Origin of the sequence: Mucilaginibacter terrenus, assembly GCF_003432065.1 — a bacterium.
Classification (GTDB): domain Bacteria; phylum Bacteroidota; class Bacteroidia; order Sphingobacteriales; family Sphingobacteriaceae; genus Mucilaginibacter; species Mucilaginibacter terrenus.
In genome coordinates this window covers 448,018-472,803 of record NZ_QWDE01000001.1, presented here as the reverse complement: position 1 = coordinate 472,803, position 24,786 = coordinate 448,018, and the positions used below count along the sequence as shown (strand labels likewise).

Sequence of the window (24,786 nt, the reverse complement as noted above, 5' to 3'; positions counted from 1 at the left end):
GTGTTACACCTGATACACTTTTCCGGCTCTAAAAACACCTTAATTATTGTTAATCAAGATGTTAACGAAATCTCATGTTACAGTTTTTGGAAGCATGATACAGTTTGGTAAAATTATCATTTATACAAATAACTCGTTTTCAACCACTTACATGATTGTTGCTTTTCCGGTGTTACACCCTGTTACACTTGTTGTGCTGACAAGATCATGTCAATTGGTAGCTGACATTCAGCTATAATACTCCTCGCAAAATGGAACTTCTTCCAAGTTTCAGCAAGCATCTGTATTCTTAAACCTTCAAAAACCACATATTAATCACAGCCGTTTAAGCAATGGTGATTAAGCCGATGTGTCATATCCTTTTCATCAGTAACTGTGCCGTTTAAGCACAGCACTATTTACCTTGGGCAAAAGAATGTTCCCGGCAGCTGTTTACTCGTCAGTACTCCCATATTGTTTGATACTATTTCTTCACTTTATAAGGTATTCATCAATAGAAATAGGTACACAATTGTAACAAAAGGCGGCACATTAAAGCTTAAACATAGTTTTACGTATTGACAATCAGTAATTTATGATGGGTTGACATTTGTACCCCTATTTAGCCACAACCGGTTAAAAATTGAGATATAATTTTAACCTCTATATAATCCTTATCGCATCAGTTAATTACCCTGAGCAGTAAGTTATAAACCAATTACACCAGTTAACAATTTTTGAATAATGCTGAAAGGCCGCTTTGCTGTCTCAATGCTTGCACCTGCTGAAGTGCTTTAAGGAACCAGGCAGGTAACCATTTATGCTGTAAAATCAATATAACAATCAATCAATAACCAATTAAACCATTATGAGGAAAATTCTACGAATAGCACTGCTGTTTGCCTTCTTTTTTGTTTGCGCCAAGGGCATGGCACAAACCGGCAGCACAGTGGTCACAGGAACCGTGTCCGACGACAAGGGCGTTACCCTTCCCGGGGTAACCGTTGCCGTTAAAGATGCGCAGGCTAACGCCATTACCGACATCAACGGTAAGTACAGCATTAATGTACCGGCAACCGGCAGGGTGCTGGTTTATTCATTTATCGGTATGGAGCGCCAGGAGATTACTATCGGCGGCCGTACATCAATTAACGTTACTTTAAAATCGGGAACAACTTCCCTCTCAGATGTTAACGTGGTAGCTATCGGTTATGGCACGCAAAGGCGCCAGGATGTAAACGGCGCGGTATCATCGGTAAAAGCTTCTGATATTGCCAACATCCCGCAGTCCAGTGTAGATCAGTTACTGCAGGGTAAAGCGGCAGGTGTTACCGTAACGCAAAATACCGGCGCGCCGGGCAGTCAAACATCGGTACACATCCGAGGTATCTCGTCGTTTGGCGCTGCAGAACCACTTTACGTTATAGATGGTGTGCCGATTTCGGGTTCGGCCGGTGCTAACGGTGGTGTTGCACTTAACGCTAATAACGGCCAAAATTCTCCAAGCCCGCTGGCATTGCTTAACCCAAGCGATATAGAGAGCATCGACATCCTTAAGGATGCATCAGCCGCTGCTATTTACGGTAACCGCGCATCAAACGGTGTTATCATCATCACCACTAAAAAAGGCCGCAGCGGAACGTCGCGCATTAGCTACGATGGCTATGCAGGTTTCCAACAGCCGCAAAAGTATTTGGATTTAATGAAGCTGCCTCAATACGCATCTCTGCAAAATTCTCTGGCAGATGTATACGGCACAGGCCGCCGCGGCGAATTTGCCGACCCTACCCTGCTTGGGCCAGGTACCGACTGGCAGCGTGCTATCTTTCGTACTGCTTACCAGCAAAGCCATCAATTATCTTTATCAGGTGGTAAAGAAGGTATCAATTATTACGTTTCAGGCGGATATTTTGATCAGGATGGTATCGCTATCGGTTCAAACTTTAAACGTTACTCTTTCCGTTCAAATATCGATGCCCAGATCAAGGACTGGTTTCGTGCAGGTTTGACACTTTCCGGTAGCCGATCTACCGAGAACATTGTTTACAGCGATAACGGCGGTATTATTTACAATGCCTTGCTGCAAGCGCCAGACGTTGCAGTTTACAATGCTGATGGTACCTTCGCAGGTCCGCCAAACACGCCTGACGCAGTGGGCGGTATCCTTAACCCTGTACAGCAGGCGCTAAGCATTTCTAACCTGCTTAACCGTAACAACCTTAACGGTAACTTTTATGCAGAGATACGCTTTGCACCGGGCCTTACAGCTCGTACAGAAGCCGGCGGCGATTTTGGTTTCTCTAACAACAACCTGTTTAATCCAAGCTACTCATACGGCCGCTTTAGCAACCCTACAGCAACCCTGCAGGAGCAGCAGAACACCAATAGCTTTTATAACGTTAAGGAATACATCACTTATAACCACACTTTCGCGCAAAAACACGCGCTTACCGCTTTATTGGGTTATGAGCTTTCTTCTTCGCGCTGGGGTTACACCCGCGGTACCATATCAGGCTTCCTGACGAACGATTTGGGCGGCAACGTACCAACCCTTAACCTGGGTACTGCAACAACCGCCGTGGTAGACGAGCGCAAGAGTGCGCCACACAACCTGGAATCGCAGTTTGCGCGTGGTATCTACACCTTCAACAACAAATACAGCGTAACGGCCACCATCCGTACAGACGTTTCTTCAAACTTTGCGCCAGGCCATCAAAGGGGCTATTTCCCATCGTTCGCTGCATCCTGGAGACTGTCTGACGAATCGTTCATGGCACCTATTAAATCCGTTGCCGATAATATCAAGATCCGGTTAGGTTATGGCCAATTGGGTAACGAAGGTATTGCCCCTTACTCTTTTGGTTCGCAGTTAAATCCAACCATCACGGGTTTGGGTACAGGCTTCCTGGTGGCACGTATCGCCAATCCCGATCTTACCTGGCAACACCAAATAGAATATAACGCCGGTATAGATTTTAGCTTGTTTAACTACCGTATAGATGGCTCTTTTGATTACTTCCATCGTAAAGCCAGCAAATTCCTGTTCCAGTTGCCGCTACCATCATACCTGGTAGGCGGGCCGGATTACCTGGGCGGTATAGCGCCGCCGTATGTTAACGCAGGTGGTATAGTAAACAAAGGTTTTGATCTTTCTTTAAACTCACACAACATCACCGGTAAAGATTTTAAGTGGAACACCACTTTAATTGTATCCCGCTACAAAAACGAGGTTATCTCTCTGGCTAACGGCTTGCCTCAGCTTATTCAAAGCGTTACCAATGGTTTCCTGAGCTTGCCTATTACCCGAACCGTTGTTGGCGGCCCGCTCGGCGAGTTTTATGGCTACCGTGTTAAAGGCGTATTTAAAACCGATGAGCAGCTGCGCAATGCCCCTATCCAGTTCGGCTACCCGGTATCTAACGACCCCAACCTGGGCAACAAACGTACCTGGCTGGGCGATGTGCAGTATGAAGACATTAACGGTGATGGCAAGGTGGACGCTAATGACCAGGAATCACTGGGCAGCCCGCAGCCAAACTTCACCTTTGGTTTTACCAACACGTTCAACTATAAAGCTTTTGACGTAAGCATATTCCTGCAAGGCCAGCAAGGTGGCAAGATCCTGAGCCTGCTTGACCGTACGCTGGGCGGCCTGGCTAACCTTTACCAGAACCAGTACGCTGCCGAAGCAAACTTCTGGAGCCCGACAAACCCTACGTCAGACATTCCGGCACCAAGGGGTGGTACAGATAATGCCAACCTGCAGATCTCTGACAGGTTTATACACAGCGCTACTTACCTGAGGGTACAAAACGTGCAGTTGGGTTATAACTTCCCGTCAAAAATCATTCGTAAGGTTAAGCTTAACCGCTTAAGGATGTATGTAAGCGGCCAAAACCTGTACACCTTCACTGGTTACAAAGGTTACGACCCGGAAATTGGCTTACAAAATCAAAACCCGCTGCTATCCAACGTAGATATAGGCAGGTACCCATCTGCCCGCACCGTTACATTTGGTATCAATGCTGAGTTTTAATCAATTAATAAGCAAACAATGAAAAAATATATAAAATATTTAGGTGGTTTAGCTGTGATGACCTGCATTACCGCTACCAGCTGCAAAAAGGAATTCTTTAATAAAGCACCAGAGGATGCCATAACGCTTGATAACTTTTATCAAACTGCAGACCAGGTACAATCAAGCACCAACGGCCTGTATAATAACGTATGGTTTAGCTGGAACAATAAGGCCGCGTGGGCAATTACCGAGCTTTCCAGCGGAAACGCGCGCACCTATTCCAGCGACGTGGTTGCTTTTGGCAACTTCTCGGTAACGGGTGATAATACCGAGCTTAATAACGCCTGGGTATCGCTATTTACTGTGATAGCGCAGTCTAACGCGCTTATTAACAACCTGCCTTCAAAGGTATCTGCATCAGTCCCTTCTTCAGTAGTTAACAACGCGCTTGGCGAAGCGCACTTCATGCGTGGCCTGGCATACTTTTACCTGGTGAGGTTATTTGGCAATGTGCCAATTATTGAGAATAGCCTTGATTACGTAAACAACTTCCAGATAAATACCAACCCCGTTGCTGATGTGTACAAGTTTATTGAGCGCGACCTGCAGTTTGCAGAAGCCAATTGCAACAAGATGGTACGCAGCGGCAGTTCTGTAGCGCAGGGGCATGTATCAAGCGGCTCGGCAACGGCAATGCTTTCTAAAGTATACCTGTACCAGCAAAAATATGCCGAAGCGCGCGCTGCTGCAGAAAAGGTCATAAACAGCGGCGAGTTTAAACTCTACGGTGTTGACGTAGCGGGTAAAACCTATACCGACCTGTTTGAGACAGCCAGCAACAACAACGAGGAATCTGTAGCTGCTTTACAATGGGCTGCAGGTGCGCCTTACGGCCATGGTAACTCCATGCAGGCATCATTCGCCATTAACTCTATCATTACGGGTACCGGCGACGGCTACTCGGTTATTGGCCCCACAATTGACCTGCAAACAGCTTACGAACCGGGCGACAAACGCCTGCACGGTACTATAATGCTTGCCGGCGATAAATACCCTGAACTGAACCAGGCAGGCGGCGGCTTTACCGTACCTACCGATGTGAACTCGCAAAATACGCGGGCCGGAATTAAAAAATATGTGACAGGTACCCCTGCTGATAACGGTGGTAAAGGTGGCGCCCAATCAACCGGTAACAACACCTACCTGATGCGTTATGCAGAGGTACTGCTGATAGAGGCCGAAGCTGTATTAGGCAGTAACTCCAGCACTGCAGACCCTGCCGCGCTGGTACCGTTTAACAAAGTAAGGCAACGCGCAGGCCTAAACCCGCTGCCGAGCATCACGAAAAACGACATCTTCCACGAGCGCCGCATAGAACTGGCTATTGAAGGAGATTACTGGTTTGACCTTGGCCGCCTGGATGGCTTTAACGTTGCCAGCCACCCGCTTGCCAAAGCAATTATTGATAACCAGGAGCGTGGCACCTACAGTAATGACACGCCGCCGGTGGTGTATTCACAAAAGATACCAATTCCTGCTGATGGGTTCCTGTTTCCTTACCCTACCACGGAAGTAGCAGCAAATCCTAAGCTGAAAGAAGCGCCGGTAGCCTATGTATTTAAATAATTTTTAAGAATCATTATAAAATGAAAAATATAAAAACATACTTCTGGGTACTATCGGCATTGATGGTATTCGGATTTGCGGCCTGCAAAAAAGACCAGCCTGAAGGCGGCAAGGGCGCGCCAACCATAAGCCGTGTGCGCACGGTTAGTAAGGCCGACACCATTGTGGGCGTAGTACACCGCATTACCTTAGACTCTAGCAGCGTTTATGACGACCGCACGGTTGTGGCATTTGACTCTACAGTTGCAGAAGGTAAGCTGAACAACCAATACGCAATTATTGGCGAGAACCTGTTAACAACCACTTCGGTATCTTTCAACGGCTCGTCGGTATACTTTAACCCTGCGCTGGTTACAGACAAGGTGATTATTATTACCATACCTAACGGTACGCCTTTCGGGCCCAGCCAGGCTAACAAGTTAACGGTAGTAACTAAATACGGCACGGTAGACTTCAACTTCTCTATAGCGCAGCCACCGCCGACTATCACCAGCTTTGATCCGCTGGCAGCCAGCACGGGCGACATTATTACCATCAAGGGAACCGTGTTCGATGGTGTTACCGCAGTTAAGTTTGATGATACCCCTGCCGAAATCGTAGGTACACCTACCCCAACGCAAATTCAGGTAAAAGTACCAGCTGGCATTGTACAAAGCTACATTTATGTAACCACACCGGGCGGCACTACAAAGTCGGCAGCATCATACGGCTTTAAATATGTTATTTACGGCGATGCACTTTCTGCCGGCTGGGGCGGCCAGGGTAACGGAGGTTACGACGGCTATGGCAGTACACGTAATTACGCCAGTACCGAACACCCTAAACGCGGCCCTAACGCAATTGCCGTAACAGTTGATAACGGCTATGGCGCTTTGCAGCTGGGTTACGGAGGTGCTACCTTAAGCGTTACCGAAAAGGGGCTTACAAGCCTTAAGGTATCTGTTTACGGCGGCAACGCGATCAAGGCGGGCGACCGTGTGCAACTGGTGATAAACGGTAACTATGGCGCGGCCTACCCTATTGAGTTAAAGCCGGGCGCATATACCGATTACACCATCCCGCTTAGCGCTGTAGGCAGCCCTGCTACTATAAGCGAGATTACCTTCCAAACACTTGGTGTAGCTGCACCAAGCACCTTCTATGTAGATGACCTTGGTTTTATATAAGAATTCATTGCTGCGGCGCCGGTATTTGCCGGCGCGGCGGCTTTGATTTTTAAGCACGTAAACACTTCCAGCAGATATGCCTAACAATGTAATGCATGAGATAACTCCGCTTACCCCAAACGACTGTTTTACCATATTCAACAGGGTAAAAACAAAGTTTGATTTCCCGTTGCATTATCATGATGAATATGAGCTTAACCTGCTTATTAATGCAAGCGGCGCCAAACGTGTTGTAGGCGGTAATATAGAAACTATCGGAGATGTGGACCTTGTACTTATCGGGCCAAACCTTTACCATGCCTGGTTTGATCATGATTGCACCAGTACAGAAATAATTGAGGTGACCATACAGTTTCACCGCGATTTATTTGACGAGAAATTTCTGAGCCGCAACCAGATGAACTTTGTGAAAAGCATGCTTGACAAGTCGCTCAGGGGTATAACGTTCACGCCTGAGGTGATTAATACGGTAAAGGACCGGCTATTGGAACTTGACAAGAAGAACGGATTTTTATCGGTACTGGAGCTGCTTACCATATTGCACCACCTATCTGTGGCGCCGGATACCCGCACACTCTCTGAATGGAGCTTTAGCAGCGACAGGCTGAACAGCAACAGCAGGCGCGTACAAAAAGTGTTTGATTATCTTAACAGCAACTACACCCGCCCGGTAACCCTTGCGGAAGTGTCGCGGATAGCGAATATGCCCGAAGCAAGTTTCAGCAGGTTTATAAAAAGGCGTACCGGTAAAACGTTCATAGACAGCCTAAACGAGATAAGGCTTGGCCATGCGTCGCGATTACTGATAGACAGCACGGCAACCGTTGCCGAAATCGCTTACAAATGCGGCTTCAACAACATATCTAACTTTAACCGGATATTTAAAAGAAAGAAAAGCTGCAACCCAAAAGTGTTCAGAGAAACCTATACCGACAATCGCGTTTTTGTGTAGACAGGACATCAAATAAAAGCCCCGCTGCATAATGCAGCGGGGCTTTTTAGTTATCGAAAGCTATTTATTGTTTTGGAAAGGACTTAGTTACAAAGTTGTTATTTCTTCATGTTGATTGAGCTCGCGCCATTCGTTTTCGAGTATGCTCATTTCCATCAGGCTCCAAAACGTATCACCCTGCCGGCTGATGTCGCGCAGCACGCCATCCACCTGAAAGCCGCATTTTTTATAGCAACGTATAGCAGGCTGGTTGAAATCGTAAACGCCAAGGCTCATCCGGTGGAGATGGAAATCTTCAAATCCGATTTTCATAACAGCCCGGGTAATCTGTTCGCCCAGGCCTCTCCCCCGCTCTCCGGTATTGCCTACAAGCACCCTGGTAATACGTGCAGACCTGTTGCGGCGGTTCAAGGCAGTTAATGAGACATGGCCTACCGTCTTGCCGCTCTCTTCATCAACAGCTTTATAGATCATAACGTCAGAATCATTGAAATCATTAGCGTCCTCTATGTACCAGTTCAGTTTATCAGGCGTAAGCGGAAAACGAAACTGTGTACCCGCCCAGTTCATCAGCAAATCTTCGTTGTTTATCCAGTCTATCAGCAACTGAAAATCATTCGGTGTGAAGTATTCTAATTTAATCATGTTGCTTTAAGATCAAGCGGGTTGAAATCCTTTAACATCTATAGTATCTTCTTTGTTCAGTGTTTAAGGCACGGCAAGCATCACTAAACTAATTATATTACGCCAAAAATAACAAAAGTGCTTAAGGCGGAGAAATCCGCCATTGTGTTGAATCTTAAACAGCCATTATATTGCCCAGGTAGCTGTTTCCGGTGACATCTACATAATGCCGCAAGGCACTTTCAAGAGTAGGTAGTTTTACGCCTTTTTCACTCTGCAATACGTTGCTTTTCGGCATTCTTACCTTCAAGTTCATCTGTTTAAGTGGGGTTGGTTTTATCAGGCTAGCATCCAGGCCGGTCATCTCTGCTATTTTAAAAGCGAGTTCGGCCCAGGTAATACGTCCGGTGCTGGCAACATGGTATACGCCATTCTCGTTATCAAGCATCAAATCCAGGCTGATATGTATAAGATCGGGCACGTAAGTAGGCGATACAAAAACATCGCTTGCGGCCACAACGGTCCTGCCTTCTTTAAGGTCGGTAATTGTTTTTGCAACAAAGCTGCTATCATCCCATGGGCCAAAAAAGTTACAGGTGCGCACAACTAAGGAATTTGGGTTGTTAGCTAATACAACCTCTTCGCCCCTGGCTTTACTTTCGCCGTAAACATTCAACGGAGAAACAGCGTCGCTCTCTACATAAGGTAATTGTTTAGCACCGTCAAAAACAAGCCCGGAAGAAAAAGTGAGCAGTTTTATAGCGTGCTTTGCACATTGCGCTGCTAATACCCCAGGGCCTTCGTAGTTAGATCTGAAACAAGCCTCACGATCATCTTCTGCAGCAGCAACGTCTACGTAGCCTGTCGCGTTTATAATTGCCCATGGGTTATAATCTTCAATAATCTGCTCTACAGTTTCAGAGTCTGTAATATCAACATCTTCCCTGCTTAACAAGAAATGGTGTATGTTCCTTTCATCGCAAACTATACTGAAAGCATTGCCCAGTGTGCCCGATTTGCCTATGATAAGTACAGGCTGACACTTTGGGATATGTTTAATATTCTTTAAAGGTAGAATATTGTCAAAGCTATATTGCAACCTGTCTCCGCGTTTCCACCAACCCTCTGTTTCCAAAACAGGGTGATAATAAACTTTACGTTTTGTAAGCACTCTGATCAATCGCGCGAGTGCCGTCGGTCTTGGATAGCCCGAACTTAAGTTGAAAACGCCGGGCTCATAATCGCCGTAAGGTTCGGTAACCAGTTGGTTCCATCCGTGCAGGCCAAATATCGCCCAAACAGTAATCGCTCTTATGTCCAGCCCCTCTGCTTTAAGTCTGTTAACGGTTTCCCACATTTCATGAAACCAGCGCATCTGCTCCTCGCGCGTACTATGTAAATGGCACTCTGTAATTGCCATTGGTAAACCAAGCCGTCCCCATGCCTCGTTCAGCAGTTTATCTGGTCCCCATTCAAGTTCGGTGGCTGCCTTCACTATTTCAATATCTGCATACGCATGTATCCCATTTCCCCCATGGTACTGGTTGGGGTAAGTGTTCAACTTTTCATCGAGGTACCTTTCCGAGGTAATGTAGTAATTAAACCCGGCAACATGCGGCCGGCAATTATTCGCAAGGAAGTACTGTAATTCGCTTTCTGGTATGCCAACCGCCAACATCTGCCGATACATAACTTTGTCAGGTGTTAAGGTACCGCATAGAAGTTCATATGATGCCCAACGGCGCTCGTTTTCAAAGTCTGCCTGGTATTGCAGCAATGGTGTGCTATAAGTTTTGCCCAGGTCTTCTGTTTGTACTAATTTAGCATCAGGGTTAATTTTCCGTATGGCTGCCATAGCCATTACGGTTGCTTTACATTCGCTCAGCAGTATCTTATAAAAGCTAAGCTCATCTGCCATATGCGGGTACCAATGCCCATAAAGCCCGCAAAACCTTGCGGTAGTTAAAGGCTCATTAACTGGTGTGTAATATTCCAGCCAAGGGAAGCGCTCAGCCACTGCCTTAGCATACTTAGCGACACCCTCCTCAAAGCTTCCATCAAAAAAGTTAACGTGCAGCGGACCACTCCCGTGGTGTACCAATCCGGCTATCGGTTCTATATTAAGTTCCTTTAAACGGGTTAGTTTCCTGTCAGTAAAGCCCCAATCTATAGCACCACTCTTAACAGGTTGGTGTTTCTCCCAAAGAACAGGGTACCGGAGCATTTTTATACCCAAAGACCCAATCAAATCAATATCATTCTCCCTTTTATAATGCCCCCCAAATTCAAACTGATCGTGATATGCGTCTTTAACGCGGTTTATAGTACATTCTAAACCGCCCCATATATCAACCGGGTTTTCTAAAGCCATAATTCTACTCTTTCCTAAACTATAGCAAGACAATTGCCAAATCGATTATTAATTTAAATTATTATCTAATAGTTAAGCATCACATCGCATTTTAGTGCTGCAGCCACTTAATTGTTAAAAAAATACCCTTATTGATCTTCTAAATAGCTTAAAGTGTCTGGAATGTTGGATGGTGTGTAGTTAATTCATTCACTTTTATTTAGGATACAAACGAGCTGTAAACCAGAAGTAAAAAGCCATTACCTATTTAATACATTGAAAATGAACACGATGCTATATTAATTTATAACTTTTATTATCGTATTAATTTAAATTGTTTCCAATAAGACACATTTCGGTATCTGCTTTGCTAATCTTCTATAAACACAAAACGAATATGAAGATTATAAACAGTAACACTGAGAAAGACCAGGTAAGGAGCATTTACAATACCTTACCAGCCAACCTTATCTGTTTCTCTCACCTGCGCTGGGATTTTGTTTATCAGCGACCACAACACCTGCTAACACGCCTGTCAAAGGTTTTTAACATATTTTTTATTGAAGAACCAATTTGCGATGCCACTGACAATGAATACTATGAATACCTCACAAGGGGTAACAACCTTGTTTTAATGGTTCCGCATATTAAGGCTGGCCTTAATGCCGAAGAAACTAAAACGATATTAAAATCAATGTTCGACGGGTTTATGAAAAACAAAGACCTATCTGAATATGCATTTTGGTATTACACTCCTATGGCGCTTGATTTCAGCCGTAAATACTCTCCTGATCTGATCATATTTGATTGCATGGACGAATTATCAGCATTTAAGTTTGCGCCGGAGGAATTAAAGAATCTTGAAAAAGAAATGCTGAGCAAGGCGGATGTAGTATTCACAGGCGGTCATTCTTTGTACGAAGCAAAAAAGAATCAGCATGCCAATATACATGCTTTTCCTAGTAGTATAGAGAAAGAACACTTTGCGAGAGCGAGGGAAATAACTGAATGTCCGGAAGATCAGGCGCACATCAGCGGACCGAAACTTGGTTTCTACGGCGTAATTGATGAACGCTTTGATATTGAATTAATAAGAGATATTGCTAACGCACGTCCTGAGTGGCAAATATGCCTGATAGGCCCGGTGGTTAAGGTTGATCCTGAGACGCTACCCCGCAACAAGAACATCCATTACCTTGGTCCAAAAAGCTACCAGCAATTACCAGAATACCTGGCACACTGGGACATTGCACTAATCCCTTTCATGCTGAACGAATCTACAAAGTTCATCAGTCCAACAAAAACTCCTGAATACCTGGCTGGCGGCAAACCAGTTATATCAACTCCGATTAAGGATGTAATAAATCCTTATGGCAAGAACAGCCTGGTGCACATTGCAAATGATGCACAAGGATTTATTGAAGCAGCTGAAATGGAATTAAGCAACAACCAGAAAGCGAAATGGCTGTCCAAAGTTGACTCTCATTTGAAACAAAACTCATGGGATAAAACCTGCAGCAACATGCTTCATCTAGCAAAAGAAGTGATCAACAGGAAAGCTTATTCATCAATCGCACAGTAAGGCGTATCAAACATTAAGTTTTTGATGCAGGTGCATAGCTTGATTGAAATGTTATGAAAAAAGAGGCCATTCACTTTGATGACATCTATCGCATACTTATAGGTAACGCTCCACCCATCTTTCTTTTAGAAGTGTTCTTGCGTACGCTGGTTATCTACGTAACCCTCCTGTTCGCTATTAGATGGCTTGGCAAACGCATGAGCGGTCAGTTAACTATTATGGAACTGGCGGTAATGCTTACGCTCGGTGCTATCATTTGTGTGCCAATGCAAATACCGGACAGAGGCTTATTACAAGGAATTGTATTACTTATCTGCGCGGTCTGGCTTCAAAGGGGAGTAAGTTATCTTGGTGTCAAAAGCACTAAAATTGAAGACTTCACCCAGGGTAAGCTAAGCATGCTTATAAAAAACGGTGTGCTTGAGCTGGATGAACTCAGAATAAACCGCATTTCTCACAACCAGCTATTTTCTCAACTACGTCAGCTCAACGTATTTAACTTGGGTGAACTGGACAGAGTTTACCTGGAGGCAAATGGTGTTTACAGCATATTTAAATCTGATGAACCAAGGCCCGGCTTGCCGATACTACATGTTGATGACGCAGAAATTGTTGAGAAACAACAACATGCAGGGAATAACGAAAATGAGAACAAACCGCTACAGGCTTGTACCAATTGCGGCAACGTACAGCCCGAACAAACAGTAGCCAGGTGCGGGGTATGCGGCAACGATAATTGGATTAAAGCAATAGTATAATATGCAGCCAGATCAGATTAAGTTAGAAGACTGGAAACGCATATTGATTGGCGATGTTCCATCAAGCTTTTTTTTAGAGTTAGTTATACGGTCCATTATTATTTTTTTACTGTTGCTGTTTTCTATGCGATTGATGGGCAAACGCATGAGCGGTCTGTTAAGCCGCAACGAATTGGTGGCCATGGTATCGTTGGCTGCTGCTGTTGGCATTCCTTTAACTGCGCCGGATCGCGGCATTTTACCTGCGTTTATAATCGCACTGGTAGTAGTTTTTATCCAACGATGGATTTCCGCGAGGGCGATGTCCAACTCAGACTTTGAGCAGTTTGCACTTGGGAAAATGGATGTGCTGGTTAAAGATGGCGTGATAGACCTGAAACGGATGGAAAAGGTGAGAGTTTCCCGCGAACGTTTGGTAGCGCAATTACGTTCACAAGGGGTAAAACAACTCGGCACTGTTAAACGGCTTTTCATGGAGGCAAATGGTTCTTTTACCTTGATCCGCACGGAGAATAGCACTCCGGGGCTTACGTTGCTCCCGCATTGGGACAAAGAGTTTAATGACCGCCTTAAGCATCATCAGGAGTTGACTACCTGCGAAAATTGCGGACTAACTATAAAAACTGAAGAAAAGCCGGAAAAATGTCCGCACTGTGGTTCACACGATTGGACTACTGCGGTTGAATAACCGCAATACCAATCAGGATTTAACTAGCCCTTGTTAAAACTACAAGGCCTGCGTGAGTACCCAAAAGTTATGAATATAATTAAAGCGTTTAAAGCCTCTTCAGCCCGTCTATCAGCCATTCTCGTACTTACGGGTTTAATGGTGTCTGCTGGTTGTACCACCACCGATAAGGACATTAAAGCAGAGATCACCCAACTAGCTAAAACAGATGTTAATTTTGCCGATGTAAAGTACACTGTTGAAGATAAAAGAGTAACGCTTACAGGAAGCTGCCCTTCAAAAAAGTCGAAGGATGAGGTAGAAAAAATAATAAAGGGAATACGTGTTGTAAAAGATGTGGTTAGCCGGTTACAAATAGCGCCGGTTACGCTAACTAACGCTTTCCCCATAAAGCAAGGTGTAGATAGCATATTAGCGGGGTACCCCACAGTAATAGCTGATGTAAGCGAAACGGAAGTAACCCTGTCCGGCAAAATCACAAAGCCGGAAGTAGTTCCGCTTTTAACCGCTATCCGAAAATTGAATCCGCCCACTATTAACAACAAGCTTCAGGTAAAATAACCTGAAGCTTGTTGCTTTAATAACGAAGAGGATCGACGGTAGAATTCCCTACTTCCCAATCAGGTGTCCCGCTTAGGAAGTGGGACAAGCGAGACACCTTAAATCATTAAAAGCCTGACTTATACACATTTGCGCCAATAAAGCGGGACACTGCGGGACACTGCGGGACAGTACAAAAGCTTCAGGTTATCAATCATAACAATTTCACTAATAGCAACTTATACGTTTACTGACTGTTTTTAAAAAAATTGATGGGACACCCTGGATTTATTAATTGGGACACTCTTTGAAGGCTTGATAATATAGAAAAATATCTAAATTGTCTAATGTTTAAGATTTGGTTGTCAGCTTGAAATTTTCAACCGAACTTCACCAATAAAAAGCCGCAATATGAAGATTATAGCCATTATCTCCTTTTTGATTTTAACATCCGGTTATGCCGCATTTAGTCAGGAAAAGCAAAATAGTGACACCAAAGAGCGCAATATGGCTGTTGCTGAGAAGGGCTTGATCAAAGTAACGGTTATGTACCCATACGCAGAAGGCAAAAAGTTTGATATAGGGTATTATGAAACTAAGCATATGCCTATGGTTGCCGGTTTTCTTGGATCAAACCTGGTGAAATATACAATTGAAAAAGGATTGGCCAATGGCATGCCCAATCAACCATTACCCTTTGCAGCAATCGGAACGTTTTACATCAGGAACCTTAAAGATTATCAATCAGCTGTTGGTCCACATAGAGACGCTATCAGAGCCGATTTTGCCAATTACACGGATATAGTTCCTACAATTTTGGTAAGTGAAGTTGTAAGATAATCTTGTACATAACATAGCTTTATGGTTATGTATTGCACAAACGCGCGCGGTTTAACACTCGTACCCCCCTTCACTTATAACCTCATCAAGTTTGTCGTTTAAGGTAAAACATACACGTGCCTTTGCCTTAAAAACAAAATATTTTGCCGATAAAGTTTATAAATGCTAATTTGACATTTATAAACCAGGGTAAATCTGCCACGCTTATGAGAAAACTTATACTAACTGCACTTGGTGTATTGCTTAGCATGTGCAATTTTGCGCAAACCACACCCAACAGAAAGGTTATAAAGTACTCGCTAAAAGATGGCCTTTCCTTCGGTTTTGTAAACAGCATTATACAAGATAATAAAGGTTTTATGTGGTTTGCTACCGCAGATGGCCTAAACCGGTTTGATGGCATAAATTTTAAAGTTTACAAGTACGACCCAACTAAACCAGAAGGCCTTCCGGGAAACTATCTTGAAATGATGTTTAAAGATCCGCAGGAAGAAATATGGGTATCAACCCGCCGCGGCTTGTTTAAGTTTAATACCAGTACCGAGCAATTTACCCCATTCTACTTAACGGGTAATCCGGCTGACCGCATCAATAGCGTTAATCACATTTCTGTTGCTGATAAAAATACTTTATGGTTTTCGTGCAACAACCTGGGCATGTTCTCTTACAACAAAAACACCCGGCAAATAAAGGAATTTAGCAAGCGCAACGTGCCCGCCATGTCCAACAATAGCATAAGTATGTCACTCCAGGATTCGCACGGGCTGTTATGGCTGGCAGAACAGGGTGGCACATTATCTGTTTATCATGTAAAAAGCGGCGTAATCTTAAGTAAAGCAACGGAAGTTGATGCAAGCAGGGTAAAAGCCGGGCGTTTAAACGCCATCTGCGAAGATCATAATCAAAATGTCTGGATAGGCACCAGCCAGGGCCTCGCCTATTACGTCCGCAACGAGAATAAATTTTATTTAATCAACGGCCCAAAACATCATCTCCGCAGCAACTATTTCTATTCGCTTTTAGAAGACAGCCAAAAAAATCTGCTTATTGGTTTGCAGGATGGTGGCTTGTATAAACTGGACCTGCAAGAGCTGCAAAAGACCACTCCCGAAAAAATTGGCATAGAACCGGTAAGATCAGAAGACAACTACAACATTACCGAGCGGACAATCCAGTCGTTATACCAGGATAAGGACAATAACGTTTGGGCGGGCACCTACGGCGACGGCATTTACATGGTGAGCAGCGTACCGGAAAAATTTATGAAGTTTCAAACCAAGCAAACCAGCGGCTACAGCACCAGCCTGCTGAGATACTACGGTATGTGCCTTGATGCTGATGGTTTGTTATGGCTGGGCAGCGATGGAGACGGCATTTACAAAAAGAACCTTAACGGAGATGTTTTAAAGCATTATTATGCCGACGGCAAAAACGGCTCGTTAACCAACAACGCAATACTATGCGCGGCAAAAGACAACGCGAATAACCTATGGTTTGGCTCGTATGAGCAGGGATTGTTTAGGTACGACAAACCTACAGACAAGTTCATCAACTTTACACACAGCGGCGGCAACCCGGCCAGTTTGTGTTCCAATGATGTTAGGGTGATATACCCTGATTCACACAATAGCTTGTGGATAGGTACAAATGGTGGTGGCATAAGCCGGATGGCAGGCAATGGAAATACCTTTATAAACTACAACAACGGCAACAGCTCTTTAGGGAGCAACAACATTAGGGCTATCTGCGAAGACAACGACGGCAACTTGTTTATAGGCACTTATGGCTCGGGGTTGTGGTATTACGACAGGGTTAAAGATAAGTTCTCCAATATTTCTGCTGATAAACAGATGGCTGAATATCTGCCAAGCAGGGTAATATATTCTTTGAAGATGTATCCTGGTAACAAATTGCTTATCGGCACAGAAGACGATGGCCTGCTTTTTTTCGATATTAAAACAAAAAGCCTGAGCCGTATCACCGAAGCTAACGGATTGGCCAACAATACCATTAATGCTATACAGCCTGATGAAGATTACAATATTTGGGCAAGCACCAACAAAGGCATCTCCAAAATAGATGTTAACGGTAAAATAGTCAACTATGATGCCTCTAACGGGTTACAAACCGGCCACTTTAGCCCTAATGCGGTGATGTACAGCCTTAAGGATAAGTTTATTTGTTTTGGCGGTACCGAAGGCTACAACATCTTTTTTCCACAACAGGTAAAAACCAGCAGCTTTAAACCAAATATTGTGATTACAGCCCTTCAGCTATTTGGCAAAGAAGTAGAGGTTGGTAAGAAGGACAACATCCTGACGGAGGTAGTTGCCGACGCGAGGCAAATAACCCTGAAGCCCGATCAGTCTGTATTCTCTATACAGTACGCTGCGTTAAATTATGCCTATACTGATAAAAGTGAATTTGCGTACCAACTGGAGGGGCTTGACAAAAGCTGGAACTATGTAAAAAACCAAAAGTCTGCTACTTACCGGTACCTTAACCCGGGCACTTACAATTTTAAGGTCAAGGCAGCTAATCAGGACGGGGTATGGTTTGATAATTATACGTCTTTAAAAATAGTGATACTGCCGCCCTGGTATAAAACGTGGTGGGCATACCTCTGCTACTTTGTTATTGGTGCCGTTTTGGTATACTATTACCTTCGCTATAAAAGCAATCAGGCAAGGCTTAAGTACGAAATACGCATAGCCAATATATCTGCCGAAAAAGAGAAAGAACTGGTAGAAAAGAAGCTTTCATTCTTTACCAATATATCACATGAGTTTCGTACGCCGCTTACACTCATCATAAATCCGGTAAAGGAGATGATCGCCAATAATAACGATGAGACCGATAACATCAACAACCTGCATCTTATCTACCGCAACTCAAGAAGGTTACTTAGCCTGGTAGATCACCTCCTTCTGTTCAGAAAGGCAGATACCGACGGCGACAAGCTCAAAGTAGTTAAGCTTAATTTTGTGAATCTTTGCCGCGAAGTTTTCCTTTGCTTTAGCTTTCAGGCTAAAACCAAAAACATCAATTTCAATCTCGAGTGCAGCTTAGAGACTATAGAACTTTACGCGGATAGAGAAAAGATGGAAATTGTGCTGTTTAACCTTCTTTCTAATGCAATTAAATTCACACCAAAAGGTGGCAGTGTATGTTGTACCCTTACCGAAGATGAAAAAGGCGTAAACCTTTACATTAAAGATAGTGGCGCAGGCATACCGCCAGGCACCGGCGATCAGCTTTTCGACAGGTTTTATCAGGTACAGGACGCAGCGCAGTCACAGCCCGGCTTCGGGATAGGGCTTTACCTCGTAAAAATGTTTATAAACAGCCACAAAGGGGCAATCAGTTATGAAAGTAAACCTGGTGACGGCACTACATTTAAAATTGAGCTCCTAAAGGGCAAGGAACATTTTGGAAGCGCTTTTGTATTTGAAGACGTAGTGGAAACATCAGTTTTCCTGGATGAACTGATGGATTTTAACGAGCCGGAAACAGTTGTTTTAGAAAGCATTAACACGGTAAAGGTAAACACCTATGATACTTTGCTGGCAGCCAAAAATACCATGCTTATCATAGAAGATAACCTACAGATAAGGCAGTATGTAAAACAAATTTTTCAAGCAGAATTTGAGGTATTTGAAGCAGACAACGGGCTTGATGGCTTCGAAATGGCAAGTAAACTTATCCCATCCATTATCATTTGCGATGTTATGATGGATGGAATAAGCGGTATTGAGTTGTGCAGCCGGGTAAAAGAAGATGTCGCGCTGAATAATATTCCCGTAATTTTATTGACCGCCAGTACCCTGCCGGAGATAAGGCTGAAAGGTATAGAGGGCGGCGCCGACGATTACATAACAAAACCCTTCGAGAAGGAGGTATTAATTGCCAGGGTTCACGGTCTTTTAAGGAATAAAGAAAACCTGCACAAATACTTTTATAACGAGATTACTTTTAAGACGAACGACTTTAAAATATCAGCTGATTATAAAGAATTTTTAGAGAAGTGTATCAAAATTGTAGAGGAACATCTTGAAGACAGAGATTTCTGCATTAAAGATGTGGCTGACAGGATTGGAATGAGCCATTCTAACTTCTATAAAAAGATTAAATGTATATCGGGCAGTTCTGCAAATGAGTTCATCAGGTTTGTACGCCTGCGCAAATCTGCAGAGCTTATGATCACTACAGACTGCTCTGTTGCCGAGGCCGCCTACAAAGTGGGCATTAATGATAAAAAATATTTCAGGGAAAAGTTCAGTAAGCTTTTCGGGCTTAACCCGTCGGACTATATCAAAAAGTTCAGGCAGCCTTATCACAACCAAAACGTGCGCAGTATAGCCAATAGTCGGCGCAACTCCTAATATAAAAAAAGCCCTTGCCACCTTGGTAAGGGCTTTTTTTTACGATATACCCCCGCTACAAATCCGAGTTTACCCCCTTTTCAAATGCGCTGATATCATCAAATTAGCGGTACCAATTATTACCTGTATAAATAACAGTAAATAAATTTTTGCCTTAAGGTTGTTGCTGCTGCTATCCGCACATAAACTCCTTTAATCCTTATGCAACTATTTGCTACCTGGTTATACGGCTGTTCTTTCAATTAAAAACCAACATTAACCAAATAAAACAAAAATTATATGAGAAAGGCTAGCAACTTATAACCAATTACCGATCCTTTTAAACTTAAAGCAGCATTAATTATCACCTAAAAAACCAACTATGCAACATAACTTACTTAAACCTTTTTACCGGCCAAAGTTTAGCAAAGCGGCAATTTGCGCTCTTGCTGTGCTGATGTGCCTGGGAAATGTTACTTATGCTCACAGCGGCCCCTATGCTATCTCCGCAGCAGCCAACGTGCCACCTATAACCATTAAGGGAAAGGTTATTGATAAAACAACAGGCGAATCGCTGGTGGGTGTAACCATCAGGGTTAAAGATGGTACAGGCGGTGTGGTAACCGATGTGAACGGCGACTTTACCCTAACCGCCCCCGACAACGCTACGCTGATAGTGTCCTACATTGGTTACGAAACTTCAGAAATTGCCGTAGGTGGACAAACTGTACTGAGCATACGCCTGCAACCTGCCGGCAAAAACCTTAACGAGGTTGTTGTAGTAGGCTATGGTACCCAGAAAAAAACATCTACCACGGCAGCTGTATCTACATTAAAAGCCAAAGATATTGCGCTAAAACCAGTTGTAAACATCTCTAATACATTGGTAGGCCGTGTGTCGGGCTTAATTGTTACCCAAAGCAGCGGCGAACCTGGTTTCGACGGATCAAACATACAAATCAGGGGAACAGGCTCATTGGGCGGCAGCGCACCTTTACTTGTAGTAGACGGCGTACCGCGCGACTTTACCCGGTTAGACCCAAATACCGTTGAAACTTTAACCATATTAAAAGATGCCGCCGCTGTTGCACCTTATGGTGTTGCCGGAGCGAATGGTGTAATTTTGGTAACTACCAAAAGAGGACGAGTAGGGTCACCTACCCTTACTTACAACGGCTATGTTGGTTTTCAAAACCCTACCAAGGTGCCAAAGTTTGTAGGCTCATATGAGTACGCGCTGATGCGTAACGAAGCCAACAAGAACGAAGGACAGCCGGTGGCTTACACCGCTGAAGAGCTGCAAAAATTTCTGGATCATTCAGATCCGGACAGGTATTCAGATGGCCATCCTTTACAAGAGATTATCAAACCTAACCGCCTGCTTACCTACCACAACCTTACCTTGTCAGGTGGTGCCGAACGTATAAAGTACTTCGCATCCCTAGGCTACACGCATCAGGATGGTATGTGGGATCCCACCTATCTCGATAAATACAATGGATCAATAAATTTAACAGCCGATGCTACTAAAACTACCAAGGTTTCATTATCTGTAAACAAATGGGTAGAAGATCAGCACTTCCCGGCACAAAGCGCAGGTACAATTATTGGCCAGGCGCAAAGGCAGGCACCTACTACACCGGTATACTATAGCAATGGCTTGTGGTCCGGCTACATCGGTCAGTCGTTAATCGGCGAGATCTACCATAGCGGTACTCAGTTTAACGAAAACCCGGGCCTGCAAACGCAGTTTACTATAGAGCAGCAACTACCTATAAAGGGGTTAAGCTTAAAGGGTGTTGCCAGTTATGATGAAGGGCCCGACGCATTGTTCCCTGGGCAAACTAATTCATTCCAGCGTACATATGCCACCCCTATCCCCTTCTACAATCCGGACTTTAGCACTACCCCTTACACTTTCAAAGAAGGTATACAGGGTAACTCAAAAGCAAGTTTTACGCAGTCATACGCGCAAAACCACTCTTTTACTTACCAGGGTTTGTTAAACTACCAGGGTAATTTTGGAAAAAACTCCATTACTGCATTAGGCGTTGTGGAATATCGCCGGGTAAAATATCAAACGTTCAGCGCTACCCGTATCAATTATAACCTTGATCTGGACGAGTTGAACTACGGCGGACCTGCTCCGTCAGATGCTACTAACTCTGGCTTTTCAAACGGGCAAAAACAGTTAGGTTATGTTTATAGGGTAAGTTATGCCTATAGTGGTAAATACCTGCTGGAAGCTGCCGGTCGTTATGATGGTAGTTACCTGTTTGGCCCGGGTAAACGCTTTGGTTTCTTTCCTGCGTTCTCAGCCGGATGGCGTCTATCAGAAGAGAAGTTCATTAAGGACAACTTCAACTGGATAGATAACCTTAAACTTCGTGCATCATGGGGCCAGTCTGGTGCTTATCCACGCCAGGGAGGCGGCATCAGAACATATGATTACCTAAGCCCTTACAACGTTTACGGTAACTCAGCTGTACTAAACGGAAGCGCTACACAAGGCATATACGAGGCTCTGCAAGGTAACCCTAACATCACCTGGGAAAAATCAGTAAAGACGGACGTAGGCTTTGAAGCCACGTTATGGAAAGGCGCTTTAAGCATCGAAGCCGACTACTTTTCAGACAAAAGATCAAACATGCTTGTGGGTGTTTCCGGAGCTTTACCAGGTGAGTATGGTATAGGACTGGGATTCGAAAACGGTGGAGAAATGGTAAACCGCGGTGTCGACCTCACCGTAAGCAGCTCTCACACATTCTCCAATGGTTTACGCTTAGATCTTACCGGAACTTTTACGTATGCCCGCAACAAACTGCTTAAGTTTTTTGAGAACGGCGCAACCTTTAATAACCCTAACCGCAGGCAAACCGGCAGGCCATTGGGTACGCAGTTTGGTTTAGAAGCGTTAGGCTATTTCTCTGCAAACGATTTTAATGCCGACGGATCCCTGAAGGCAGGTATTCCTGTTCCATCTTTTGGTGTTGTAAACCCAGGAGATATACGTTATGCTGATATAAGCGGACCAAACGGCACACCTGATGGTAAAATAGATGCAAATGACAACACGGTAATAGGCCACCCGCAAACACCGGAGATCATCTACGGACTTGAGCCACGCATTGCCTTCAAGAACTTTGATCTCGACGTATTGTTCCAGGGTACTGCAAACTCAAGCATCAACCTTAACAGCTACTTCGTTCAGCCATTCGCGGCTTCCGGTTCTCCGTCGGAACTATCGTTTACAGAATACTGGACGCCGGAAAGGACCAACGTGCTTTACCCAAGGTTAACAGGTACCCCTACACCGAACAATACGCAAACATCGTCATGGTTTTTGCGCAACAACGCTTACCTCCGCCTAAAAAGCGCCGAGATTGGCTACACCTTTTCAAGCAAATTATTGCATAACAAGATCCAGTCGCTCAGATTGTACCTGGCAGGCCAAAATATATTTACCTGGACACCAAACATCAGGGAGACCATTGACCCGGAAAACAGCGGCAGCAATCAAAACTATTATCAACAGCGCGTGATCTCGGTGGGTGTTAATGCTACTTTTTAATATTAATAATTTAGAAAAGATGAAACAGAGATATAAGATATATACACCAATACTTTTACTGGCTGTGCTTGCCATAAGCTTCAGCGCCTGTAAAAAAGACGGTTTTCTTGAAGTACCGCCAAAAGGTGCGTTAACTGATGTTACCACTTTCAGCAGTGAAAGCAATGCAGATCTATTCTTAAACGACATATACAATCAGTTGCCCGATCTAAATAACGAGTATCAAACTTCTGAGCAGTATTCAGATAACAGCTTCTGCGGTGCAGCATGGGAGACCGGCCAATCTGTAGTACGGGCGGGCTCTATAAATCCAAACAACGTGCCAACAGGTCCAGGCACCAACGTTGGGCCGGGGATGTGGGATTGGGAATCAAACTACACCAAGATCAGAAAGTGCAACGTGTTTTTACAGCAGGTTGAAAAGTACAAAACAAACTTTTCAGCTGACTGGATTAAACAGCGTACTGCCGAGGTTACCTACCTGCGCGCATTCTTTTACATGTGCTTATTTGAAAGCTACGGCGGCGTACCTTTAATCACCGTTCCGCTGGATAATAAAACGCAGGGCGATGACATATTCTTCGGAAGAGGTACTACTGATGAAACGCTTGCTTTTATAGAGAAAGACTGCGATGCAGCGGCTGCCGTATTGCCGTTGACAGCATCACAAGCAGGCAGGCCTACCAAAGGTGCAGCACTGGCCCTTAAAGGGTGGGTTGAGCTATTTGCTGCCAGCCCGCTGGCAAACCCAAGTAACGACGCTACAAAATGGGCTAAAGCCGCTGCTACCAATAAAGAGGTAATGAACCTGAACCAGTATTCCCTTTTTCCGGATTACGCGGCTCAGTTCCTAGCTGTTAACAATAACAACAGCGAAACCATCTTTGCACGTCAGTACGCTACTCCTGCAAAAGGCGGCCACCGCGAGGGCTACCTGGGGCCGGTAAAGGTGAACGGTGTACAGCAAGCCTGGGGCAATCTTGCGCCAACACAAGGCCTTGTGGATGACTACAGCATGGATAACGGCTTGCCAATAACTGATCCGGCTTCGGGGTACAATCCGCAGGATCCGTACAAAAACCGCGAGCAGCGCTTTTATAAATCGATCATTTATGATGGTTCTTCATGGCAGGGCGATGTTATTACAACCCGTGTAGGTGGTAATAACGAAGTTGACCTGGGCTCTAACAGCGACATTACCAATACAGGTTATTACGGAAGGAAGACCCTGGATGAATCCATACTCGGGCAAACCAGCTTAAACCTGGGTGCCAGCACGGCAAACTTTATTTACTTCCGCTACGCAGAAGTATTGCTGAGCTATGCGGAAGCACAAAACGAAGCTGCCGGACCGGATGCATCAGTTTATGACGCGGTGAACAAAGTAAGAGCCCGCTCGGCCCTGCCTGGTGTGAAACCCGGCCTTAATCAATCGCAAATGCGCGACTACATACGCCGTGAACGCCGTATAGAGCTTGCCTTTGAAGATAAGCGATGGTTTGATATCAGACGTTGGAAAATTACGGCAGGTGCTACAGGGGTGCTGAATACACCGGTATACGCAATGAAGATTGTGAAGGACCCGGCAACCGGAAAACTTACCTACACTCAGGTTAAAATATTCCAGAATGTTTACTTTGATCAGCAAAACTGGATGCCTATACCACAGGTAGAAATAGACAAGAACAAAAAGCTTGTACAAAACCCCGGATATTGATTACATATATATTG

General features: G+C 44.5%; 14 protein-coding genes. 12 read left to right on the top strand and 2 right to left on the bottom strand.

Annotated elements, in window-relative coordinates; all coding sequences use genetic code 11:
* Window positions 1–847: 847 nt before the first annotated feature.
* The 4 genes from DYU05_RS01960 (at window position 848) to DYU05_RS01945 (ending at window position 7,741) form a co-directional block, all read left to right on the top strand.
* Entirely contained in the window at window positions 848–4,015 is a 3,168-nt protein-coding gene (locus tag DYU05_RS01960; RefSeq protein ID WP_117381303.1) for a SusC/RagA family TonB-linked outer membrane protein, read from the top strand.
* A gap of 18 nt (window positions 4,016–4,033) precedes the next feature.
* Window positions 4,034–5,623, top strand: a complete 1,590-nt coding sequence (locus DYU05_RS01955; RefSeq protein WP_117381302.1) for a RagB/SusD family nutrient uptake outer membrane protein — start codon at window positions 4,034–4,036, stop codon at window positions 5,621–5,623.
* A gap of 20 nt (window positions 5,624–5,643) precedes the next feature.
* Window positions 5,644–6,789, top strand: a complete 1,146-nt coding sequence (locus DYU05_RS01950; protein WP_117381301.1) for an IPT/TIG domain-containing protein — start codon at window positions 5,644–5,646, stop codon at window positions 6,787–6,789.
* Between the two features lie 76 nt (window positions 6,790–6,865).
* Window positions 6,866–7,741, top strand: coding sequence for an AraC family transcriptional regulator (locus DYU05_RS01945; RefSeq protein WP_117381300.1), 876 nt, complete (start codon window positions 6,866–6,868; stop codon window positions 7,739–7,741).
* A gap of 87 nt (window positions 7,742–7,828) precedes the next feature.
* Here DYU05_RS01945 and DYU05_RS01940 read toward each other — a convergent pair whose 3' ends face one another.
* Together DYU05_RS01940 and DYU05_RS01935 are read right to left on the bottom strand one after the other, a co-directional pair.
* On the bottom strand, window positions 7,829–8,386 hold the full coding sequence (locus DYU05_RS01940) for a GNAT family N-acetyltransferase (protein WP_117381299.1): 558 nt from the start codon (window positions 8,384–8,386) through the stop codon (window positions 7,829–7,831).
* 154 nt (window positions 8,387–8,540) lie between these two features.
* Window positions 8,541–10,736 (bottom strand): family 1 glycosylhydrolase, encoded by a 2,196-nt coding sequence (locus DYU05_RS01935; protein ID WP_117381298.1) that lies wholly within the window; start codon window positions 10,734–10,736, stop codon window positions 8,541–8,543.
* A 376-nt stretch (window positions 10,737–11,112) separates the two neighbouring features.
* Here DYU05_RS01935 and DYU05_RS01930 point away from each other — a divergent pair, with 376 nt between their 5' ends.
* The 8 genes from DYU05_RS01930 (at window position 11,113) to DYU05_RS01895 (ending at window position 24,772) form a co-directional block, all read left to right on the top strand.
* Window positions 11,113–12,297 (top strand): glycosyltransferase family 1 protein, encoded by a 1,185-nt coding sequence (locus DYU05_RS01930; RefSeq protein ID WP_117381297.1) that lies wholly within the window; start codon window positions 11,113–11,115, stop codon window positions 12,295–12,297.
* Between the two features lie 53 nt (window positions 12,298–12,350).
* Window positions 12,351–13,055: a DUF421 domain-containing protein gene (locus DYU05_RS01925; protein WP_117381296.1), complete on the top strand. Its 705-nt coding sequence runs from the start codon at window positions 12,351–12,353 to the stop codon at window positions 13,053–13,055.
* A 1-nt stretch (window position 13,056) separates the two neighbouring features.
* Window positions 13,057–13,743 (top strand): YetF domain-containing protein, encoded by a 687-nt coding sequence (locus DYU05_RS01920; RefSeq protein ID WP_117381295.1) that lies wholly within the window; start codon window positions 13,057–13,059, stop codon window positions 13,741–13,743.
* 69 nt (window positions 13,744–13,812) lie between these two features.
* Window positions 13,813–14,304: a BON domain-containing protein gene (locus DYU05_RS01915; RefSeq protein WP_133300146.1), complete on the top strand. Its 492-nt coding sequence runs from the start codon at window positions 13,813–13,815 to the stop codon at window positions 14,302–14,304.
* 390 nt (window positions 14,305–14,694) lie between these two features.
* Window positions 14,695–15,123, top strand: coding sequence for an EthD family reductase (locus DYU05_RS01910; RefSeq protein ID WP_117381293.1), 429 nt, complete (start codon window positions 14,695–14,697; stop codon window positions 15,121–15,123).
* Between the two features lie 206 nt (window positions 15,124–15,329).
* Window positions 15,330–19,505, top strand: coding sequence for a hybrid sensor histidine kinase/response regulator transcription factor (locus DYU05_RS01905; RefSeq protein ID WP_133300145.1), 4,176 nt, complete (start codon window positions 15,330–15,332; stop codon window positions 19,503–19,505).
* Window positions 19,506–19,866: 361 nt separating this feature from the next.
* Window positions 19,867–23,055 (top strand): SusC/RagA family TonB-linked outer membrane protein, encoded by a 3,189-nt coding sequence (locus tag DYU05_RS01900; RefSeq protein ID WP_205771768.1) that lies wholly within the window; start codon window positions 19,867–19,869, stop codon window positions 23,053–23,055.
* Between the two features lie 19 nt (window positions 23,056–23,074).
* Window positions 23,075–24,772 carry a RagB/SusD family nutrient uptake outer membrane protein gene (locus DYU05_RS01895; RefSeq protein ID WP_165851978.1) on the top strand — a complete coding sequence of 566 codons (1,698 nt, stop codon included), beginning with the start codon at window positions 23,075–23,077 and terminating at the stop codon, window positions 24,770–24,772.
* The last annotated feature ends 14 nt before the right edge of the window (window positions 24,773–24,786 follow it).

Coding starts and splice junctions, on each gene's coding strand:
- DYU05_RS01960 (WP_117381303.1), top strand. CDS start 848: ATGAGGAAAATTCTACGAATAGCACTGCTGTTTGCCTTCTTTTTTGTT.
- DYU05_RS01955 (WP_117381302.1), top strand. CDS start 4,034: ATGAAAAAATATATAAAATATTTAGGTGGTTTAGCTGTGATGACCTGC.
- DYU05_RS01950 (WP_117381301.1), top strand. CDS start 5,644: ATGAAAAATATAAAAACATACTTCTGGGTACTATCGGCATTGATGGTA.
- DYU05_RS01945 (WP_117381300.1), top strand. CDS start 6,866: ATGCCTAACAATGTAATGCATGAGATAACTCCGCTTACCCCAAACGAC.
- DYU05_RS01940 (WP_117381299.1), bottom strand. CDS start 8,386: ATGATTAAATTAGAATACTTCACACCGAATGATTTTCAGTTGCTGATA.
- DYU05_RS01935 (WP_117381298.1), bottom strand. CDS start 10,736: ATGGCTTTAGAAAACCCGGTTGATATATGGGGCGGTTTAGAATGTACT.
- DYU05_RS01930 (WP_117381297.1), top strand. CDS start 11,113: ATGAAGATTATAAACAGTAACACTGAGAAAGACCAGGTAAGGAGCATT.
- DYU05_RS01925 (WP_117381296.1), top strand. CDS start 12,351: ATGAAAAAAGAGGCCATTCACTTTGATGACATCTATCGCATACTTATA.
- DYU05_RS01920 (WP_117381295.1), top strand. CDS start 13,057: ATGCAGCCAGATCAGATTAAGTTAGAAGACTGGAAACGCATATTGATT.
- DYU05_RS01915 (WP_133300146.1), top strand. CDS start 13,813: ATGAATATAATTAAAGCGTTTAAAGCCTCTTCAGCCCGTCTATCAGCC.
- DYU05_RS01910 (WP_117381293.1), top strand. CDS start 14,695: ATGAAGATTATAGCCATTATCTCCTTTTTGATTTTAACATCCGGTTAT.
- DYU05_RS01905 (WP_133300145.1), top strand. CDS start 15,330: ATGAGAAAACTTATACTAACTGCACTTGGTGTATTGCTTAGCATGTGC.
- DYU05_RS01900 (WP_205771768.1), top strand. CDS start 19,867: ATGCAACATAACTTACTTAAACCTTTTTACCGGCCAAAGTTTAGCAAA.
- DYU05_RS01895 (WP_165851978.1), top strand. CDS start 23,075: ATGAAACAGAGATATAAGATATATACACCAATACTTTTACTGGCTGTG.